Genomic DNA, 14,911 nt, shown 5'->3' with positions numbered 1-14,911 from the left:
CCCACCTGACCCCATGCCGAACTCAGAAGTGAAACGCCGTAGCGCCGATGGTAGTGTGGGGTCTCCCCATGTGAGAGTAGGGAACTGCCAGGCATCAATTAAAAGAACCCCGTACCGTATGGTGCGGGGTTTTTTGCTTTGGGGCGCGAAATACACATCTGAATTCCCCAAAGAGTGCCGCCAGACAAGGCGAAGCCACGATACGGTAACCCCAAACCCCATCATCTCCCTTCAGGATCCCCCAAACACTTCAATCAGTACGGAATTTAGCGTGCACAGGACCACTTTAAGCGCCATGAAATACTGCAGGAACAGGTTTACGAGGATGTGACCAGAGAGTGGTTACAGGAGAGTTTATCAGACGCAGAAAAGCAAAAACCCAGCCATAGGCTGGGTTCTTTAAATAGTGGTGCCCGGACTCGGAATCGAACCAAGGACACGGGGATTTTCAATCCCCTGCTCTACCGACTGAGCTATCCGGGCAACGGAGCGCATTAAACCGCAATCGCGCCTGATCGTCAACACTATTTCGGGAAAAGCCGTTCAACTGCTTAACTTTGCGGCAATCTGACGGTTTACGCGCCGAACAGGTCAAATTCTTCAGACAGATTACGTCAGCGCACCACCCATACGACACTGCGCAAAACGCAGGATATCTTCGGCCAAACGGTGTGCTGTATCCACATCGGCCTGGCTACGGTTTACCAGCATGCGGCTCAGGCAACCTTCCAGTACCAGCTCCATCTGCTTAGCGACCATCGCCGGGTCATCCACTTCGAGCGTGGTCAGCAGTTCGTGCGTGAAATCATGCGCCGCCCGCTTTTGCTGATCCGCCAGTTGATGGATAGGATGGCCGGGGTCAGGGTAGAAGGTGCAGGCGGCAATAAACAGGCAACCCGGATAACGGTTGTTGCTTACGCATTCGCTCAGGGCGGTATAACGCGCCAGCAGCTTTTGCTCCGCAGTCAGTTCTTCATTTAACATCAGCTGCCTGCGCCAGACATCAACCTGCTGGCTGAGATAACGCAGGGCATCGTAAAGCAGCGCCTCTTTATCCGGCCAGAAGCGCATGAGTTCATCCAGAGGATAATCAATACGGTCGGCTACCATCTCAAGCGTGGTGCTGGCGATCCCTTGAATCTCAAGTAATTGCAGGGCTTGTCCCAGTACGTCTTCGCGTTGCACGGTTATCTCCTCCGTTATTCCCAACGGTTTGTCCCGTTTCAAGTGTTGTTTACGGTTGGCGATTGCGCAAATGCGCGCTGAATGCCGTCGCGTCCATAAACCCGGTTACACGCTGTGCAGGCTGCTCCTGGCCCTGTTCGTTGAAGAACAGAATGGTTGGCAGACCCAGCACGTTAAGTTGCTTCAGCAGTGCCTTATCCGCTGTACTGTTGGCGGTGACGTTTGCCTGGAGCAGAACAGTCTCTTTCAGTGCACCTTGCACCTGCGGATCGCTAAACGTGTACTTTTCGAATTCTTTACAGGCGACACACCAGTCCGCATACAGATCCAGCATGACCGGTTTGCCTTTCGCCTGCGCCAGTGCGCTGTTGAGTTCATCCACGTTCTTTATCTGGATGAAGTTCAAATGCGCCTGCGTTTGTCCCGCGGGTGTGCCAAATGCCCAGTCCTGCAGTGGCCGTACGCTCACCAGCGCGGCGGCGAGCAGGAGGATTTGCACCAGACGCATCCACGGCTTTTTCGCTGCCAGGCTTGTGATAAACGCCCAACAGAAGAAGGCAACACCGAGCATTGCCCACAGGCGCATCCCCCAGACGTCGCCGATAATACGCTCGAGCAAGAACACCGGCAGCGCCAGAATGACAAAACCAAACGCGGTTTTCACCGTCTCCATCCACGGGCCGCTCTTGGGCAGCAGACGGTTGCCAAATACCGTTACCAGAATCAATGGCAGACCCATTCCCAGCGCATAGAGATACAACGTACCACCGCCGAGCCACAGGTTACCGCTCTGGGCAATATACAGCAGGATCGCGCTCAGTGGCGCGGTAGTGCACGGTGAGCAAATCAACCCGGCGATGGCACCCATCACGAACACGCCGCCCGGGGAACCACCCTGCTGACGGTTACTCATCAGCGTTAAGCGAGTCTGCAACGCGGACGGCAGCTGTAAGCTGAACAAACCAAACATCGACAGCGCCAGCACAATAAATACGATCGACAGGCCAGCCAGCACATAAGGGTGCTGAAGTGCAGCCTGGAACTGCAGTCCGGCAGCAGCAACCACGAGGCCCAGTGCGGTGTAGGTCAACGCCATACCCTGCACGTAGATAAAGGCCAGCAGCAGGGCGCGTGCGGTTGAAAGGCGTTGCTTACCGCCAAGGACAATCCCGGAGATAAGCGGATACATGGGCAGCACGCACGGCGTGAAGGCGATGCCGATACCAATCAGTAAAGCCCACAAGGCGGAGAAGGGCAGCGCTGTGTGACCGTCGCCCTTCACCCCGGTGCTCTCATCTGCGTGAGGCGCAGGCATACTGTCGGCCGCTTTAACTTCGCTCAGCGGAATGACTTTAGTTTCCGGCGGATAGCAGAAGCCCGCGTCGGCACAGCCCTGATACGTGACGGTCACGGTGGCGCCTTTATCGGCCTGATTGACCGCCACTGGCACGCTTAACCGCTGGCGATAGATTTCACTTTTGCCGAAAAACTCGTCTTCATGCCACTCGCCCGCAGGCATCTGAAGTGGGCCTACCTTTGCCTGAGCAGGCGTGATGCTGACCTGCTTGCGATAGAGGTAATACCCCTCTTTTATCTGCCAGGTAAGATTCAGGTCATGCTGATCTTGTTGAAAATCGAAAACAAAGGCCTGGTCGGCAGAAATAACGTTCGAACGGCCGGGAGCGTCAAATAACCCGGCAAAAACTGATGTGCTGCACAGCAGCAGGATCAGCGTAAGGAAGCGTTGAGCCATGAGAGATAATCGTTGTCGCCGTGGACCACTGGCAATACCAGCAGTTCGGGGGTTTGATAAGGATGATGAGATTTGAGGCAGTCCAGGAGTGCCTGCTGGTTCGCCAGATTGGTTTTGAGCAACATCTGGACTTCGTACTCCTGCTCCAGTTTACCTTCCCAGTAGTAAAGGGAGGTGGCGCCAGGAAGGAGCGTCACGCAGGCTGCCAGTTTTTCGGCCAGCACTTTGGCGGCGAGATCCTGGGCAGAGGCTTCATCAGGGGCGGTACAAAGGACAACAACAGCATCAGGCGTGTTCACAAGTCGACCTCCTCATCACGAAAGTCTTCACTATATCACGCAAGGCTATTGGTCATTAATGAAACGGGCCGCAGAGCGGCCCGTTTTTAACTATTTTTACAACCCATCATTGTTTACAGCACGATGCCGCCAATGATAAAACCGAGGATCACGCACAGCGAGATAGCCACCACGCCCGGGATCAGGAACGCATGGTTAAACACGTACTTACCGATGCGAGTCGAGCCAGTGTCATCCATCTCAACCGCCGCCAGCAGGGTTGGGTAGGTGGGTAAAACGAACAGTGCAGAAACGGCAGCAAACGAGGCAATAGCCGTCAGCGGGGTAACACCCAGCATCAGTGCCGCAGGCATCAGGGCTTTGGTGGTGGCCGCCTGAGAGTAAAGCAGGGTTGCGGCAAAGAACAACACCACAGCCAGGAGCCACGGATAGTTGTGCAGCAGGTCGCCCGCAACGGTCTGGATATCGCTAATGTGAGCTTTCACGAAGGTATCACCAAGCCAGGCCACACCCAGTACACACACGCAGGCGCTCATACCGGATTTAAAGGTGCTGGCGTTGAGCACTTCGCTGGTGTCGATTTTACAGGTGATGCTGATCAGCGTAGCGATAGTCAGCATGAATACCACAATCGCTTCGTTACGCGGCAGGACCGGGTTTTGGATCAGACCCACGGTGTCACTGATGGCGGTTGCGTAGAACATGACCGCAACGATACCGATCAGGAACAGCAAGACAGAGCGTTTTGCATGCGGCTTCAGTTCGAAGACCTGGCTACCACGCAGTTTCACTTCACCTTTTGCCAGACGCTCCTGATAAACCGGATCGTCTTTCAGTTCGGCGCCGAGGAAGTTACACAGCACGGCGGTGATCATCACTGCAATCAGCGTCACCGGAATACAGATGGCCAGCAGCGTCAGGTAACTCACGCCCATAGGCTCAAGGATACCGGCGAAGAAGACCACCGCAGCGGAGATAGGTGATGCGGTAATCGCAATCTGGGACGCGACCACGGCAATCGAGAGGGGACGAGACGGACGGATGCCCTGCTCTTTCGCCACTTCGGTAATGACCGGCAGCGTGGAGAAGGCGGTGTGGCCAGTACCGGCGAGAATGGTCATAAACCACGTCACCAGCGGGGCAAGGAAGGTAATGTATTTTGGATGGCGGCGTAACATACGCTCCGCCAGGCTTACCAGGTAGTCCATACCGCCTGCCACCTGCATGGCTGCGATAGCGGCAATAACCGCCATGATGATTTCGATAACGTCAAAAGGGATTGCGCCGGGTTTAATCTGAAAGATAAGGGTAAGTACGAGCACCCCGAGACCGCCGGCAAAACCAATGCCGATACCCCCGAGTCTTGCTCCCAAATAAATCGCCAACAGGACGATGACGAGTTCTGCTCCAAACATAAGGACCTGCCTTGCTTATTAACAAGTTGATATTGAATTGTTGTATTTTGGTAACGCCTATAAAGAAAAAAGGCACGTCACAAGTGACGTGCCTTAAGGAAGCCTAGCCTGAACTGCTACTGTTCGCTTTCATCGGTATATCGTTTCGCTTTGTATGCCGGGTGCATCAGGTTCTGGGCCGAGAAGATATCGTCCAACTCGGCTTCGGTCAACAGTCCACGTTCCAGAACGACTTCACGCACGCTCTTACCTGTTTCGGCGCAAATCTTACCGACGATGTCGCCGTTATGGTGGCCGATGAACGGGTTGAGGTAGGTGACGATGCCGATGGAGTTGTAGACATACCCTTCACAAACTTCTTTGTTCGCGGTGATGCCGTTAACGCATTTCTCCAGCAGGTTGTAGCAGGCGTTGGTCAGAATGTGGATGGATTCAAACATTGCCTGGCCGATGACCGGCTCCATGACGTTCAGCTGCAGCTGGCCGGCTTCAGAGGCCATGGTCACGGTTGTATCGTTACCGATGACTTTAAAGCAGACCTGGTTCACCACTTCTGGCACTACCGGGTTCACTTTCGCCGGCATGATGGACGAACCGGCCTGCAGCTCTGGCAGGTTGATTTCATTCAGACCAGCGCGTGGACCGGAAGAGAGCAGGCGCAGGTCATTACAGATTTTGGAGAGTTTCACCGCCAGACGTTTCAGGGCGCTGTGAACCATAACGTACGCGCCGCAGTCGGAGGTGGCTTCAATCAGATCTTCTGCAGGCACAACCGGCAGGTTAGAGACTTCAGCCAGCTTCTGTACCGCCAGCTGCTGGTAACCGTCCGGCGTATTCAGACGCGTGCCGATGGCGGTTGCGCCCAGGTTCACTTCCAGCAGCAGCTCGGAGGTGCGCAGCAGGTTTTTAGTTTCTTCGTTAAGCAGCACGTTAAACGCGTGGAATTCCTGACCGAGGGTCATCGGAACCGCGTCCTGCAGCTGGGTACGACCCATTTTCAGGATGTCCTGGAACTCAACGGCTTTGCGCTGGAAGCCATCACCCAGCTGATTAATGGCGTCCACCAGTTTCACCACGGAGGCATACACCGCGATACGGAAGCCGGTTGGGTAGGCGTCGTTAGTGGACTGACATTTATTAACGTGGTCGTTCGGATTCAGATACTGGTATTCACCTTTCTGATGACCCATCAGCTCCAGGCCGATGTTTGCCAGTACTTCGTTGGTGTTCATGTTAACGGAGGTGCCCGCGCCGCCCTGATAGACATCGACCGGGAACTGATCCATGCATTTGCCGTTGTTCAGCACTTCATCGCAGGCAGCGATAATCGCATTTGCCGCGCTTTTCGGAATGGTTTGCAGCTCTTTATTGGCCAGTGCTGCGGCTTTTTTCACCATCACCATGCCACGTACAAATTCAGGGATGTCGCTGATTTTGTTGTTGCTGATGTAGAAGTTTTCAATCGCTCTCAGAGTGTGAACACCATAGTAGGCATCCGCTGGAACTTCCCTGGTACCCAACAAGTCTTCTTCGATACGAATGTTGTTTAACATGTGAACCTTCTTTTCAAGCTGCCGATGGATTGTACTAAACACACAGTATTTATGTGGTTTTGAATATTTTCTGACCGACGATTATTCCCTCAATCAGCCAGATGTTCGAGATCATATGCTGATGATAGCGAATTGCCGTAATCTGGATCACTTATTATCGACCCGATTCCATGATAATTATTAATCTGTGAAATGAGTCACCGCTTTAAAATTTCCAGAAAAAATATCCGTGCAAACCGATTGAATTTTGGCTAACCGTCACCATTTCTTACAGACGCGTTTCGCGAACACATTCAGACAGGGGCCTGAGGGCACCTGCCACACAGGAGATGCCAGTGCGCTGGATACCATTTATTGCTTTCTTTCTCTATGTTTACATCGAGATTTCAATTTTTATCCAGGTCGCCCATGTACTGGGTGTCCTGCTAACGCTGATTCTGGTGATTTTCACTTCGGTGATCGGCATGTCGCTAGTGCGTAATCAGGGTTTCAAAAATTTCCTGATAATGCAGCAGAAGATGGCCGCAGGCGAAAGCCCGGCCGCAGAGATGATCAAAAGCGTCTCGCTGATTATTGCTGGCCTGCTGCTGATCCTGCCGGGGTTCTTCACTGACTTCCTCGGCCTGCTGCTGCTTCTGCCGCCGGTGCAAAAACACCTGACCATGAAGCTACTGCCGCATCTGCGTTTTAGCCGTATGCCGGGCGGTGGATTCAGTACAGGGCCGGGGGATACTTTCGAAGGGGAGTATCAGCGTAAAGATGAACAGCGCGACCGTTTAGACCATAAAGACGATCGGTAAAAGAGGCCAGGCCCGGTAAGCGAATCGCTACCGGGCTTTGTTTTACAGGGTGCCGCGTTTCGGTAAAAACAGCCACAGCCCCGCCAGCATGCTAATCGCATACAGGCTTTTCCACCCCACCATCGCCAGCAACAGCAGGCAAAGCACGCCACCAACCACTGCCAGCGCTTTATAGCGACCTTTCAGCAGACGACAACCCGCCAGCATGCACAGCAGGTAGATCATGATGAAAATCCCGTTGGCGTACACGATCAGGGCATCAAGATTGATATTCAGCCCGTAAATACATAGCGAACTCAAGACGCAGCAGCCCAGCACGGTATTAAGCGCATTCAACGGCAGCTGACGTTTAGACAGGCGCGCAAGGCGGCTCTCTGGTTTATCAAGCGCCTGCGACCACACCAGACGCGCAAAGCTCTGGATGTAGATATTGAGGCTGGCAAAACAGGCCAGATAGCCAATAACACAGGCGACCCACAGCGCTTTCAGACCAAACAGTTGCACCACCATGCCCGGCAGCGAGGCAGCGGCCGCTTTATCCGCGGCGAACGCGTTGAAATGCAGTACCAGCACGGTACAGGCCCAGTAAACGGTACCTGCTAACAGCAGGCCAATCATCAGGGCGCGCGGGAAATCCCGTTCCGGTTGTTTAAACTCAGAGGCCAGATGGGCGAACGCCTCCAGCCCGACAAAACACCAGAACATCACCGACAGCGCAGCGAACAGCTGCGAATGGTTGACGTCACTTACCGCGGGGAAGGGGATCTCCTTCAGCGTAATATCCCCTTTCCACCAGATGGCGACAATGAGGGCCACAATCAGTATTGCAACGACGGTTTGCAGGTTGGCACTCGAGCTGGCACCCCGTGAGCCGACCCACCAGACGATGGCCAGCGTACCCAGCTCGGCCAGCAGCAGTTGCTCGTTATGCCAGCCAAACAGCGCCTGGCCAAAACCGGTCGCGATATGCAACGCTGCCGGTAGACCGACCGGAATAACAGAAAGAAACAGCCAGCCGGTGACCCGCTCCAGTCGCGGACCAAACGCCATACCGACAAAGTGCGCTACGCCGCCCGCGCTGGGGAAATGCCGTCCGAGGATGGCAAACACGACCGCGACCGGAAACACCAGCACAATCAGCACTGGCCACGCCCACAGGCTATTATTGCCGGCCACCAGAGCTGCCAGCGCGGGTACCGCAAACACCCCCGTACCTAACAAGGAGGTCGACAGCAGACCCACGCCCTGCGCCAGTCCCAACTCCTGTTTTAGTCCACTCATTGACATCGCCCTGCCACGATCAAAAGAGAGGCGATGGTAACACTTTCGCAAATTTTTTTTCGTCTGCCCCTTGAAGGGGGAAAAAGCTATCCCCATCTCTCAGGGCACTAGTCGGAAAACCGCGTGCGGACCGGCGTCATCCATAACTGATAATGACTTTCTCAAAGGAGAGCTATCAATGAGTATTCGTCCGTTACATGATCGTGTGATCGTCAAACGTAAAGAAGTTGAAACCAAGTCTGCTGGCGGCATCGTTCTGACTGGTTCTGCAGCAGCAAAATCAACGCGTGGCGAAATCATCGCTGTCGGTAAGGGCCGCATTCTGGAAAACGGAACTGTGCAGCCACTGGACGTTAAAGTTGGTGACATCGTTATTTTCAACGATGGCTACGGCGTGAAATCCGAGAAGATCGACAATGAAGAAGTGTTGATCATGTCCGAAAGCGACATTCTGGCAATTGTTGAAGCGTAATTTTACGCACGAGAATTTGAGGAAATAAGAACATGGCAGCTAAAGACGTAAAATTCGGTAACGACGCTCGTGTAAAAATGCTCCGCGGCGTAAACGTACTGGCAGATGCAGTTAAAGTGACCCTGGGCCCGAAAGGCCGTAACGTAGTGCTGGATAAATCCTTCGGCGCGCCAACCATCACTAAAGACGGTGTTTCTGTAGCACGTGAAATCGAGCTAGAAGACAAGTTCGAAAACATGGGCGCGCAGATGGTGAAAGAAGTTGCCTCTAAAGCGAACGACGCTGCAGGCGACGGTACCACCACCGCAACCGTACTGGCGCAGGCTATCATCACCGAAGGTCTGAAAGCCGTTGCTGCGGGTATGAACCCAATGGATCTGAAGCGCGGTATCGACAAAGCGGTTACTGCGGCGGTTGAAGAGCTGAAAGCGCTGTCCGTTCCATGCTCCGACTCTAAAGCGATTGCTCAGGTTGGTACTATCTCCGCTAACTCCGACGAAACCGTAGGTAAACTGATTGCGGAAGCGATGGACAAAGTCGGTAAAGAAGGCGTGATCACCGTTGAAGACGGTACCGGTCTGGAAGACGAACTGGACGTGGTTGAAGGTATGCAGTTCGACCGCGGTTACCTGTCCCCATACTTCATCAACAAGCCAGAAACGGGCGCTGTTGAGCTGGAAAGCCCATTCATCCTGCTGGCTGACAAGAAAATCTCCAACATCCGTGAAATGCTGCCAGTGCTGGAAGCCGTTGCGAAAGCAGGCAAGCCGCTGGTTATCATTGCTGAAGACGTTGAAGGTGAAGCACTGGCGACCCTGGTGGTTAACACCATGCGTGGCATCGTGAAAGTGGCTGCGGTTAAAGCACCTGGCTTCGGCGACCGCCGTAAAGCGATGCTGCAGGATATCGCTACCCTGACTGGCGGTACCGTAATCTCTGAAGAGATCGGTATGGAGCTGGAAAAAGCGACCCTGGAAGACCTGGGCCAGGCTAAACGCGTTGTGATCAACAAAGACACCACCACCATCATTGATGGCGTGGGTGAAGAAGCGGCTATTCAGGGCCGTGTTGCTCAGATCCGTAAGCAGATTGAAGAAGCAACCTCTGATTACGACCGTGAAAAACTGCAGGAGCGCGTAGCGAAACTGGCAGGCGGCGTGGCAGTAATCAAAGTGGGCGCGGCAACTGAAGTTGAAATGAAAGAGAAGAAAGCACGCGTTGACGATGCTCTGCACGCGACCCGTGCAGCAGTAGAAGAAGGCGTGGTAGCTGGTGGTGGTGTCGCGCTGGTGCGTGTTGCCGCTAAACTGGCTGGCCTGACTGCTCAGAACGAAGATCAGAACGTGGGTATCAAAGTTGCGCTGCGCGCAATGGAAGCACCACTGCGTCAGATCGTTTCCAACGCCGGTGAAGAGCCATCCGTGGTTGCGAACATGGTGAAAGCGGGCGAAGGTAACTACGGTTACAACGCTGCAACTGAAGAATACGGCAACATGATCGACTTCGGTATCCTGGATCCAACCAAAGTGACCCGTTCTGCACTGCAGTACGCGGCCTCTGTAGCGGGTCTGATGATCACTACCGAGTGCATGGTGACCGACATGCCTAAAGGCGACGCACCTGACTTAGGTGCTGCGGGTATGGGCGGCATGGGTGGTATGGGCGGCATGATGTAATCGTGCGCTTTACCGCTTAGAATGAGAAAAACCCCCGGGCAGAAATGCTCGGGGGTTTTTCTTTTGGTCATCTTTTTAGTATAAGGTTTACACACGGACAACATCTGCTGTCCAGCTTATTGAAAACGAGGAATAACATGCGCGTAAAAGTCTGTGCAGGGATCGTAGGAGCAGCATTGCTGCTGGCGGGTTGTAGCTCCAGCAATGAGCTGTCTGCTGCAGGTCAGGGCGTTCGCTTTGTTGAAGATAAGCCGGGTAACGAGTGCCAGTTTTTAGGCACGGCAACCGGTGAGCAAAGCAACTGGATGTCGGGTCAGCACGGTGAAGAAGGTGGATCTATGCGCGGTGCCGCTAACGCGCTGCGTAACCAGGCTGCAGAGATGGGTGGCAACGTGATTTACGGTGTGAGCAGCCCGTCGCAAGGGATGTTGTCCAGCTTCGTGCCAACGGCCAGCCAGATGAATGGCCAGGTCTATAAGTGCCCTAACTGATCTACATTGCTGATGGCGCTGCGCCCAACCCCACCGGGCGGATAAGCGTAGCGCCACCTGCCGTTATTGTTGCCGCAGTTGCAAATCCAGCGGCGTCTTACTCGGCTCACCGCCAATCTCTCGCGCCAGCTTCGGCACCATATAGCCTGAAATCAGCGTTAACAGTTCGCGCATAATCTGCCGGGCCTCTTCATCCGTGACCATGAAATGCGCCGCGCCTTGCACACGATCCAGTACGTGCAGGTAGTAGGGCATCACGCCCGCATCGAATAACGCATTACTGAGCTCCGCCAGAACCCGGGCATTATCATTCACACCGCGCAGCAACACGCTCTGGTTCAACAGCGTCACCCCCGCTTTGCGCAGACGCGCCATCGCCGCACGGAATGCCTCATCGATTTCATTCGCATGGTTGATATGGTTCACCAGCAGAACCTGTAAACGAGACTGCTCAAGGCGAGATACCAGACCGTCCGTAATACGTGCCGGAATAACAATCGGTAAACGGCTGTGGATGCGCAAACGCTTGATGTGTGGAATGGCTTCAAGCTGGGTCAACAGCCAGTCCAGCTCATGATCTTTTGCCATCAGCGGATCGCCACCTGAAAAAATGATCTCATCCAGTTCCGGATGGGCGGCGATATAGTCCAGGGCGACCTGCCAGTTGCGTTTATTACCCTGATTTTCGGCATACGGGAAGTGGCGACGGAAACAATAACGGCAGTTTACCGCGCAACCGCCTTTCACCAGCAGCAGGGCACGGTTGAGATATTTGTGCAGTAAACCCGGTACCACACTGTTCTGCTCTTCCAGAGGATCGGTGCTGTATCCTGGCGCCGATATAAACTCTTCCTGCGCAGTAAGCGTTTGTTTTAATAATGGATCGTCAGGGTTTCCTTTCTCCATACGGGCAACAAACGCGCGGGGAACACGCAGGGCAAAAAGTCGCTTAGCCTCGCGGCCTGCAAGCAACTCTGGGTGCTGATCGAGGTCTAACAGACGCAGCAATTCATCAGGACTGGTGATTACATCGGCAAGTTGCGATAACCAATCTTCTCTGGACGGGGTGTTTAGGGTTACAATATGCGCCATTTTGTGGCTTAGCTACCAGTTAACAAATTTAGAGGGCCTTATGGCAACGTACTATAGCAACGATTTTCGTGCTGGTCTTAAAATCATGATGGACGGCGAACCGTACGCGGTTGAAGCCAGCGAATTCGTTAAACCAGGTAAAGGCCAGGCATTCGCGCGCGTTAAGCTGCGTCGCCTGCTGACCGGTACCCGTGTTGAGAAAACCTTCAAGTCTACTGACTCCGCTGAAGGCGCTGATGTTGTCGATATGAACCTGACTTACCTGTACAACGACGGTGAGTTCTGGCACTTCATGAACAACGAAACGTTCGAGCAGCTGTCTGCGGATGCTAAAGCGATTGGCGATAGCGAAAAATGGCTGCTGGACCAGGCTGAGTGCATCGTGACCCTGTGGAACGGCCAGCCTATCGCTGTTACCCCACCAAACTTCGTAGAGCTGGAAATCGTTGAAACCGACCCAGGTCTGAAAGGTGATACCGCAGGTACTGGCGGCAAGCCAGCTACCCTGTCCACTGGTGCAGTGGTTAAAGTTCCACTGTTTGTACAGACTGGTGAAGTGATCAAAGTAGATACCCGCTCCGGCGAATACGTATCTCGCGTGAAGTAATTTACGTCAAGACTGAAGGCGCAGCGCCCGCTGCGCCTGTTTTTTGCAGGCAGGGATGATGAACCGTACCGTTAAAATTCTGCTTCTGTTAGCGCTGTCCAGCGCGTTGCTTTCCGGCTGTAACACCACGCGTGGAATGGGGGAAGATATCCAGGATCTCGGCCATATCATTTCTCACGCGGCCAGCTAACCCCGTCTAATTTTCCTAAAAATGCGTCCTTTTCCGTCAAACGACGGGATATTGTCTATTCTTAAGTTGCTATACACAAAACAACTTTGGCTATAAAAGGAAGATATTATGGTTAAGAAGACAATTGCAGCGATCTTTTCAGTCCTGGTACTTTCTTCAGTATTAACAGCCTGTAATACCACGCGTGGCGTTGGTCAGGATATTTCTGAAGGTGGTAGTGCAATCTCTGGTGCGGCAAGTAAAGCACAGCAGTAATTGAATAAACGGTACGGAACCAGACGGGTTTCGTACCGTCAGCTTTCTGATTCCTGCAGGGATAAAAACGGTGAATAACGCGTATCCATATGCAATTTCATGCGGATATTCCGTTTATAGGTATAGACCGTTTTACCGTTAATACTCAGGTGAGCCGCAATTTTCTGATTGCTGGCACCCTCCATCCACAACGTCAGCACTTTCTCCTCCTGGCGCGTCAGCAAAGGCGCGGTTACCTTTGGCTTTTCACTGTTCGCGTGCGAAATGAGTGCGTCGTGGATAACTGTCCCCAGTTGTTCAAGACGGGCATTTTTCAACAGCGATGACCAGACCGGGAATTGCTTCAGCCAGGCGCTCATTTCACTATCCTCACCCGATTGCAGCAAAATAAAGGGCACTCTTTCGCTGGCGTTCAGTAAAGATGAGAGGGACTGAAAGGGATGGACATCCTGTCTGAACCCATGCAGGTCAGCAATGACCAGCGTCGGTTTCCATTGCAGAATGTGCTCTCTGGCGAGGAAAAGATTATTCAGGCCGGTCACAACGACGTTTTCCGGAAATAAACCGGAATGATTGAGCCATGCTTCAAACCCGGTGCGGGTGAAGTGACAACGGTCAATCAAAAGAATTTTGAACATATTATATTCGCAGTCGGCTAGTGGTTTGGCTTCCTGCCATCAGAAAGCACATCATCATAGAGAAGTCGGATGAGTGATAAATGCCTGAACTACGCGGCATACTGCGGCTATTTCTTGCCTTAACATGTTCAGCACAAAAGGATTGAAAAAAAATCGCACGCTAACCAAAATATGAGGCGTAATCTTTGCCTTGCGGGACGACCCGTAAGCGCTTCCTTCATCGGGGACGGCCCCAACTTGCATTTAAGTTAAGGAGCCTGAAATGTCCTGGATCATTCTTGTTATTGCTGGCCTGCTCGAAGTGGTATGGGCGATAGGTCTGAAGTACACCCACGGTTTTACCCGCCTGACACCCAGCGTCATTACCCTTACCGCGATGATTGTGAGTATCGTTTTGCTCTCGTGGGCGATGCGTTCTTTACCGGTGGGGACAGCGTATGCCGTCTGGACGGGAATTGGCGCCGTGGGGGCGGCCATCACGGGGATCCTGCTGTTGGGTGAGTCAGCGAGTCTGGCGCGTATCGCCAGCCTCGCCCTGATTGTGGCCGGTATTATTGGGTTGAAGCTCAGCACCCATTAATGGGGTTGTTCTACCCAGATGAGTTTCGACACATCAAACCCTTGCCGGGTCGCGACGTCCAGCATCTGCTGTTTCATCTCAGGTGAAAGGGTTGGGGTGCGAGAGAGGATCCACAGATAGTTGCGATCCGGCCCGCAGACCAGCGCGTGACGGTACTCTCTGTCGAGCGCTATCACGTTATATCCGCCATAGAACGGGCCGAAGAAGGAGACTTTGAGCGCGGCCCGTCGCGGGTCGCCGGTAAAGTACGCTTGTCCAATCGACTGCTGCCACATCTCCCGACCCGGATTATAGCCCCGGTTGATAACCTGAATACCGCCGTCATCCATCGGGCTGTAATTTGCCGTGACCTTCTCTAAACCCCGTTCAAAACGGTGGTCAAGGCGCGCGATTTCATACCATGTTCCAAGAAAACGTTGTGCGTCGAAATTGCTGACAACGGTGACGCCGGGAGGGGGAGTAGGGGAGCTGCAGGCAACCACTAAAAACGCGGCTGTCACTGCGGCGATAACAGGCAAAATGCGCATAGGAGTTTCCTTACTGTTTTTGTTAAGTGTAGATGACAGCAAGGAAAATGCGGGAATTTTGCAGGCCGGGTGGGCATCAGCATCACCCGGCAAGATT

17 protein-coding genes, 1 tRNA gene and 1 rRNA gene are annotated in these 14,911 nt (G+C 53.5%); 9 read left to right on the top strand and 10 right to left on the bottom strand.

Annotation, left to right across the window (positions count from 1 at the left end; translation table 11 throughout):
* Positions 1–93 (top strand): 5S ribosomal RNA (rrf, locus tag AC2FAP_RS15795); the annotation flags it as partial.
* 314 nt (positions 94–407) lie between these two features.
* On the opposite strand, the gene AC2FAP_RS15790 is transcribed toward rrf, so the two are convergent.
* The 6 genes from AC2FAP_RS15790 to aspA form a co-directional block, all read right to left on the bottom strand.
* A tRNA-Phe gene (locus AC2FAP_RS15790) sits at positions 408–483 on the bottom strand.
* Positions 484–609: 126 nt separating this feature from the next.
* Positions 610–1,185 carry a transcriptional regulator gene (locus AC2FAP_RS15785; protein WP_020882970.1) on the bottom strand — a complete coding sequence of 192 codons (576 nt, stop codon included), beginning with the start codon at positions 1,183–1,185 and terminating at the stop codon, positions 610–612.
* Positions 1,186–1,234: 49 nt separating this feature from the next.
* Positions 1,235–2,938, bottom strand: a complete 1,704-nt coding sequence (locus AC2FAP_RS15780; protein WP_063214282.1) for a protein-disulfide reductase DsbD — start codon at positions 2,936–2,938, stop codon at positions 1,235–1,237.
* Positions 2,914–3,237, bottom strand: coding sequence for a divalent cation tolerance protein CutA (gene cutA, locus AC2FAP_RS15775; RefSeq protein ID WP_014168278.1), 324 nt, complete (start codon positions 3,235–3,237; stop codon positions 2,914–2,916). Before cutA ends, AC2FAP_RS15780 begins: the two co-directional genes overlap by 25 nt.
* Positions 3,238–3,350: 113 nt before the next feature.
* The gene (locus tag AC2FAP_RS15770) at positions 3,351–4,652 is read right to left on the bottom strand and encodes an anaerobic C4-dicarboxylate transporter (RefSeq protein WP_006178930.1); all 1,302 of its coding nucleotides are present in this window, start codon (positions 4,650–4,652) and stop codon (positions 3,351–3,353) included.
* 116 nt (positions 4,653–4,768) lie between these two features.
* Positions 4,769–6,205 (bottom strand): aspartate ammonia-lyase, encoded by a 1,437-nt coding sequence (gene aspA, locus AC2FAP_RS15765; protein ID WP_020882968.1) that lies wholly within the window; start codon positions 6,203–6,205, stop codon positions 4,769–4,771.
* Between the two features lie 335 nt (positions 6,206–6,540).
* On the opposite strand from aspA, the gene AC2FAP_RS15760 reads away from it, so the two are divergent.
* Positions 6,541–7,005 carry an FxsA family protein gene (locus tag AC2FAP_RS15760; RefSeq protein ID WP_032679407.1) on the top strand — a complete coding sequence of 155 codons (465 nt, stop codon included), beginning with the start codon at positions 6,541–6,543 and terminating at the stop codon, positions 7,003–7,005.
* A 42-nt stretch (positions 7,006–7,047) separates the two neighbouring features.
* On the opposite strand, the gene yjeH is transcribed toward AC2FAP_RS15760, so the two are convergent.
* Positions 7,048–8,286, bottom strand: coding sequence for an L-methionine/branched-chain amino acid transporter (gene yjeH / locus AC2FAP_RS15755; RefSeq protein ID WP_020882966.1), 1,239 nt, complete (start codon positions 8,284–8,286; stop codon positions 7,048–7,050).
* Positions 8,287–8,464: 178 nt separating this feature from the next.
* Here yjeH and AC2FAP_RS15750 point away from each other — a divergent pair, with 178 nt between their 5' ends.
* The 3 genes from AC2FAP_RS15750 (at position 8,465) to AC2FAP_RS15740 (ending at position 10,925) form a co-directional block, all read left to right on the top strand.
* On the top strand, positions 8,465–8,758 hold the full coding sequence (locus AC2FAP_RS15750) for a co-chaperone GroES (RefSeq protein WP_003855929.1): 294 nt from the start codon (positions 8,465–8,467) through the stop codon (positions 8,756–8,758).
* Between the two features lie 32 nt (positions 8,759–8,790).
* Positions 8,791–10,434 (top strand): chaperonin GroEL, encoded by a 1,644-nt coding sequence (groL, locus tag AC2FAP_RS15745; RefSeq protein WP_014168284.1) that lies wholly within the window; start codon positions 8,791–8,793, stop codon positions 10,432–10,434.
* 137 nt (positions 10,435–10,571) lie between these two features.
* Positions 10,572–10,925, top strand: coding sequence for a DUF4156 domain-containing protein (locus AC2FAP_RS15740; RefSeq protein ID WP_020882965.1), 354 nt, complete (start codon positions 10,572–10,574; stop codon positions 10,923–10,925).
* 63 nt (positions 10,926–10,988) lie between these two features.
* Here AC2FAP_RS15740 and epmB read toward each other — a convergent pair whose 3' ends face one another.
* Positions 10,989–12,017, bottom strand: a complete 1,029-nt coding sequence (gene epmB / locus AC2FAP_RS15735) for an EF-P beta-lysylation protein EpmB (protein ID WP_086462885.1) — start codon at positions 12,015–12,017, stop codon at positions 10,989–10,991.
* Between the two features lie 40 nt (positions 12,018–12,057).
* On the opposite strand from epmB, the gene efp reads away from it, so the two are divergent.
* The 3 genes from efp (at position 12,058) to ecnB (ending at position 13,069) form a co-directional block, all read left to right on the top strand.
* Positions 12,058–12,624: an elongation factor P gene (gene efp / locus AC2FAP_RS15730; protein WP_014882207.1), complete on the top strand. Its 567-nt coding sequence runs from the start codon at positions 12,058–12,060 to the stop codon at positions 12,622–12,624.
* A gap of 58 nt (positions 12,625–12,682) precedes the next feature.
* On the top strand, positions 12,683–12,814 hold the full coding sequence (locus AC2FAP_RS15725; protein WP_025206267.1) for an entericidin A/B family lipoprotein: 132 nt from the start codon (positions 12,683–12,685) through the stop codon (positions 12,812–12,814).
* A 108-nt stretch (positions 12,815–12,922) separates the two neighbouring features.
* Positions 12,923–13,069: a lipoprotein toxin entericidin B gene (gene ecnB, locus AC2FAP_RS15720; protein WP_014168289.1), complete on the top strand. Its 147-nt coding sequence runs from the start codon at positions 12,923–12,925 to the stop codon at positions 13,067–13,069.
* 38 nt (positions 13,070–13,107) lie between these two features.
* On the opposite strand, the gene AC2FAP_RS15715 is transcribed toward ecnB, so the two are convergent.
* Positions 13,108–13,707: a LuxR C-terminal-related transcriptional regulator gene (locus AC2FAP_RS15715; protein WP_485452985.1), complete on the bottom strand. Its 600-nt coding sequence runs from the start codon at positions 13,705–13,707 to the stop codon at positions 13,108–13,110.
* Between the two features lie 262 nt (positions 13,708–13,969).
* Between AC2FAP_RS15715 and sugE the strand changes: the two genes are divergently transcribed.
* Complete coding sequence (sugE, locus tag AC2FAP_RS15710; protein ID WP_032681885.1) at positions 13,970–14,287, top strand: quaternary ammonium compound efflux SMR transporter SugE; 318 nt, start codon at positions 13,970–13,972, stop codon at positions 14,285–14,287.
* Here sugE and AC2FAP_RS15705 read toward each other — a convergent pair.
* On the bottom strand, positions 14,284–14,814 hold the full coding sequence (locus AC2FAP_RS15705) for a lipocalin family protein (protein ID WP_279258850.1): 531 nt from the start codon (positions 14,812–14,814) through the stop codon (positions 14,284–14,286). The genes sugE and AC2FAP_RS15705 overlap by 4 nt on opposite strands.
* Positions 14,815–14,911: the final 97 nt, after the last annotated feature.

The sequence above is a fragment of the Enterobacter cloacae complex sp. 394I7 genome, from assembly GCF_057320345.1.
Note: the sequence above shows the minus strand (reverse complement) of the source record. Positions and strands in the feature narration are given on the sequence as shown.

Coding starts and splice junctions, on each gene's coding strand:
- efp (WP_014882207.1), top strand. CDS start 12,058: ATGGCAACGTACTATAGCAACGATTTTCGTGCTGGTCTTAAAATCATG.
- aspA (WP_020882968.1), bottom strand. CDS start 6,205: ATGTTAAACAACATTCGTATCGAAGAAGACTTGTTGGGTACCAGGGAA.
- ecnB (WP_014168289.1), top strand. CDS start 12,923: ATGGTTAAGAAGACAATTGCAGCGATCTTTTCAGTCCTGGTACTTTCT.
- AC2FAP_RS15725 (WP_025206267.1), top strand. CDS start 12,683: ATGAACCGTACCGTTAAAATTCTGCTTCTGTTAGCGCTGTCCAGCGCG.
- AC2FAP_RS15705 (WP_279258850.1), bottom strand. CDS start 14,814: ATGCGCATTTTGCCTGTTATCGCCGCAGTGACAGCCGCGTTTTTAGTG.
- AC2FAP_RS15715 (WP_485452985.1), bottom strand. CDS start 13,707: ATGTTCAAAATTCTTTTGATTGACCGTTGTCACTTCACCCGCACCGGG.
- sugE (WP_032681885.1), top strand. CDS start 13,970: ATGTCCTGGATCATTCTTGTTATTGCTGGCCTGCTCGAAGTGGTATGG.
- groL (WP_014168284.1), top strand. CDS start 8,791: ATGGCAGCTAAAGACGTAAAATTCGGTAACGACGCTCGTGTAAAAATG.
- epmB (WP_086462885.1), bottom strand. CDS start 12,017: ATGGCGCATATTGTAACCCTAAACACCCCGTCCAGAGAAGATTGGTTA.
- AC2FAP_RS15740 (WP_020882965.1), top strand. CDS start 10,572: ATGCGCGTAAAAGTCTGTGCAGGGATCGTAGGAGCAGCATTGCTGCTG.
- AC2FAP_RS15780 (WP_063214282.1), bottom strand. CDS start 2,938: ATGGCTCAACGCTTCCTTACGCTGATCCTGCTGCTGTGCAGCACATCA.
- AC2FAP_RS15770 (WP_006178930.1), bottom strand. CDS start 4,652: ATGTTTGGAGCAGAACTCGTCATCGTCCTGTTGGCGATTTATTTGGGA.
- AC2FAP_RS15750 (WP_003855929.1), top strand. CDS start 8,465: ATGAGTATTCGTCCGTTACATGATCGTGTGATCGTCAAACGTAAAGAA.
- yjeH (WP_020882966.1), bottom strand. CDS start 8,286: ATGAGTGGACTAAAACAGGAGTTGGGACTGGCGCAGGGCGTGGGTCTG.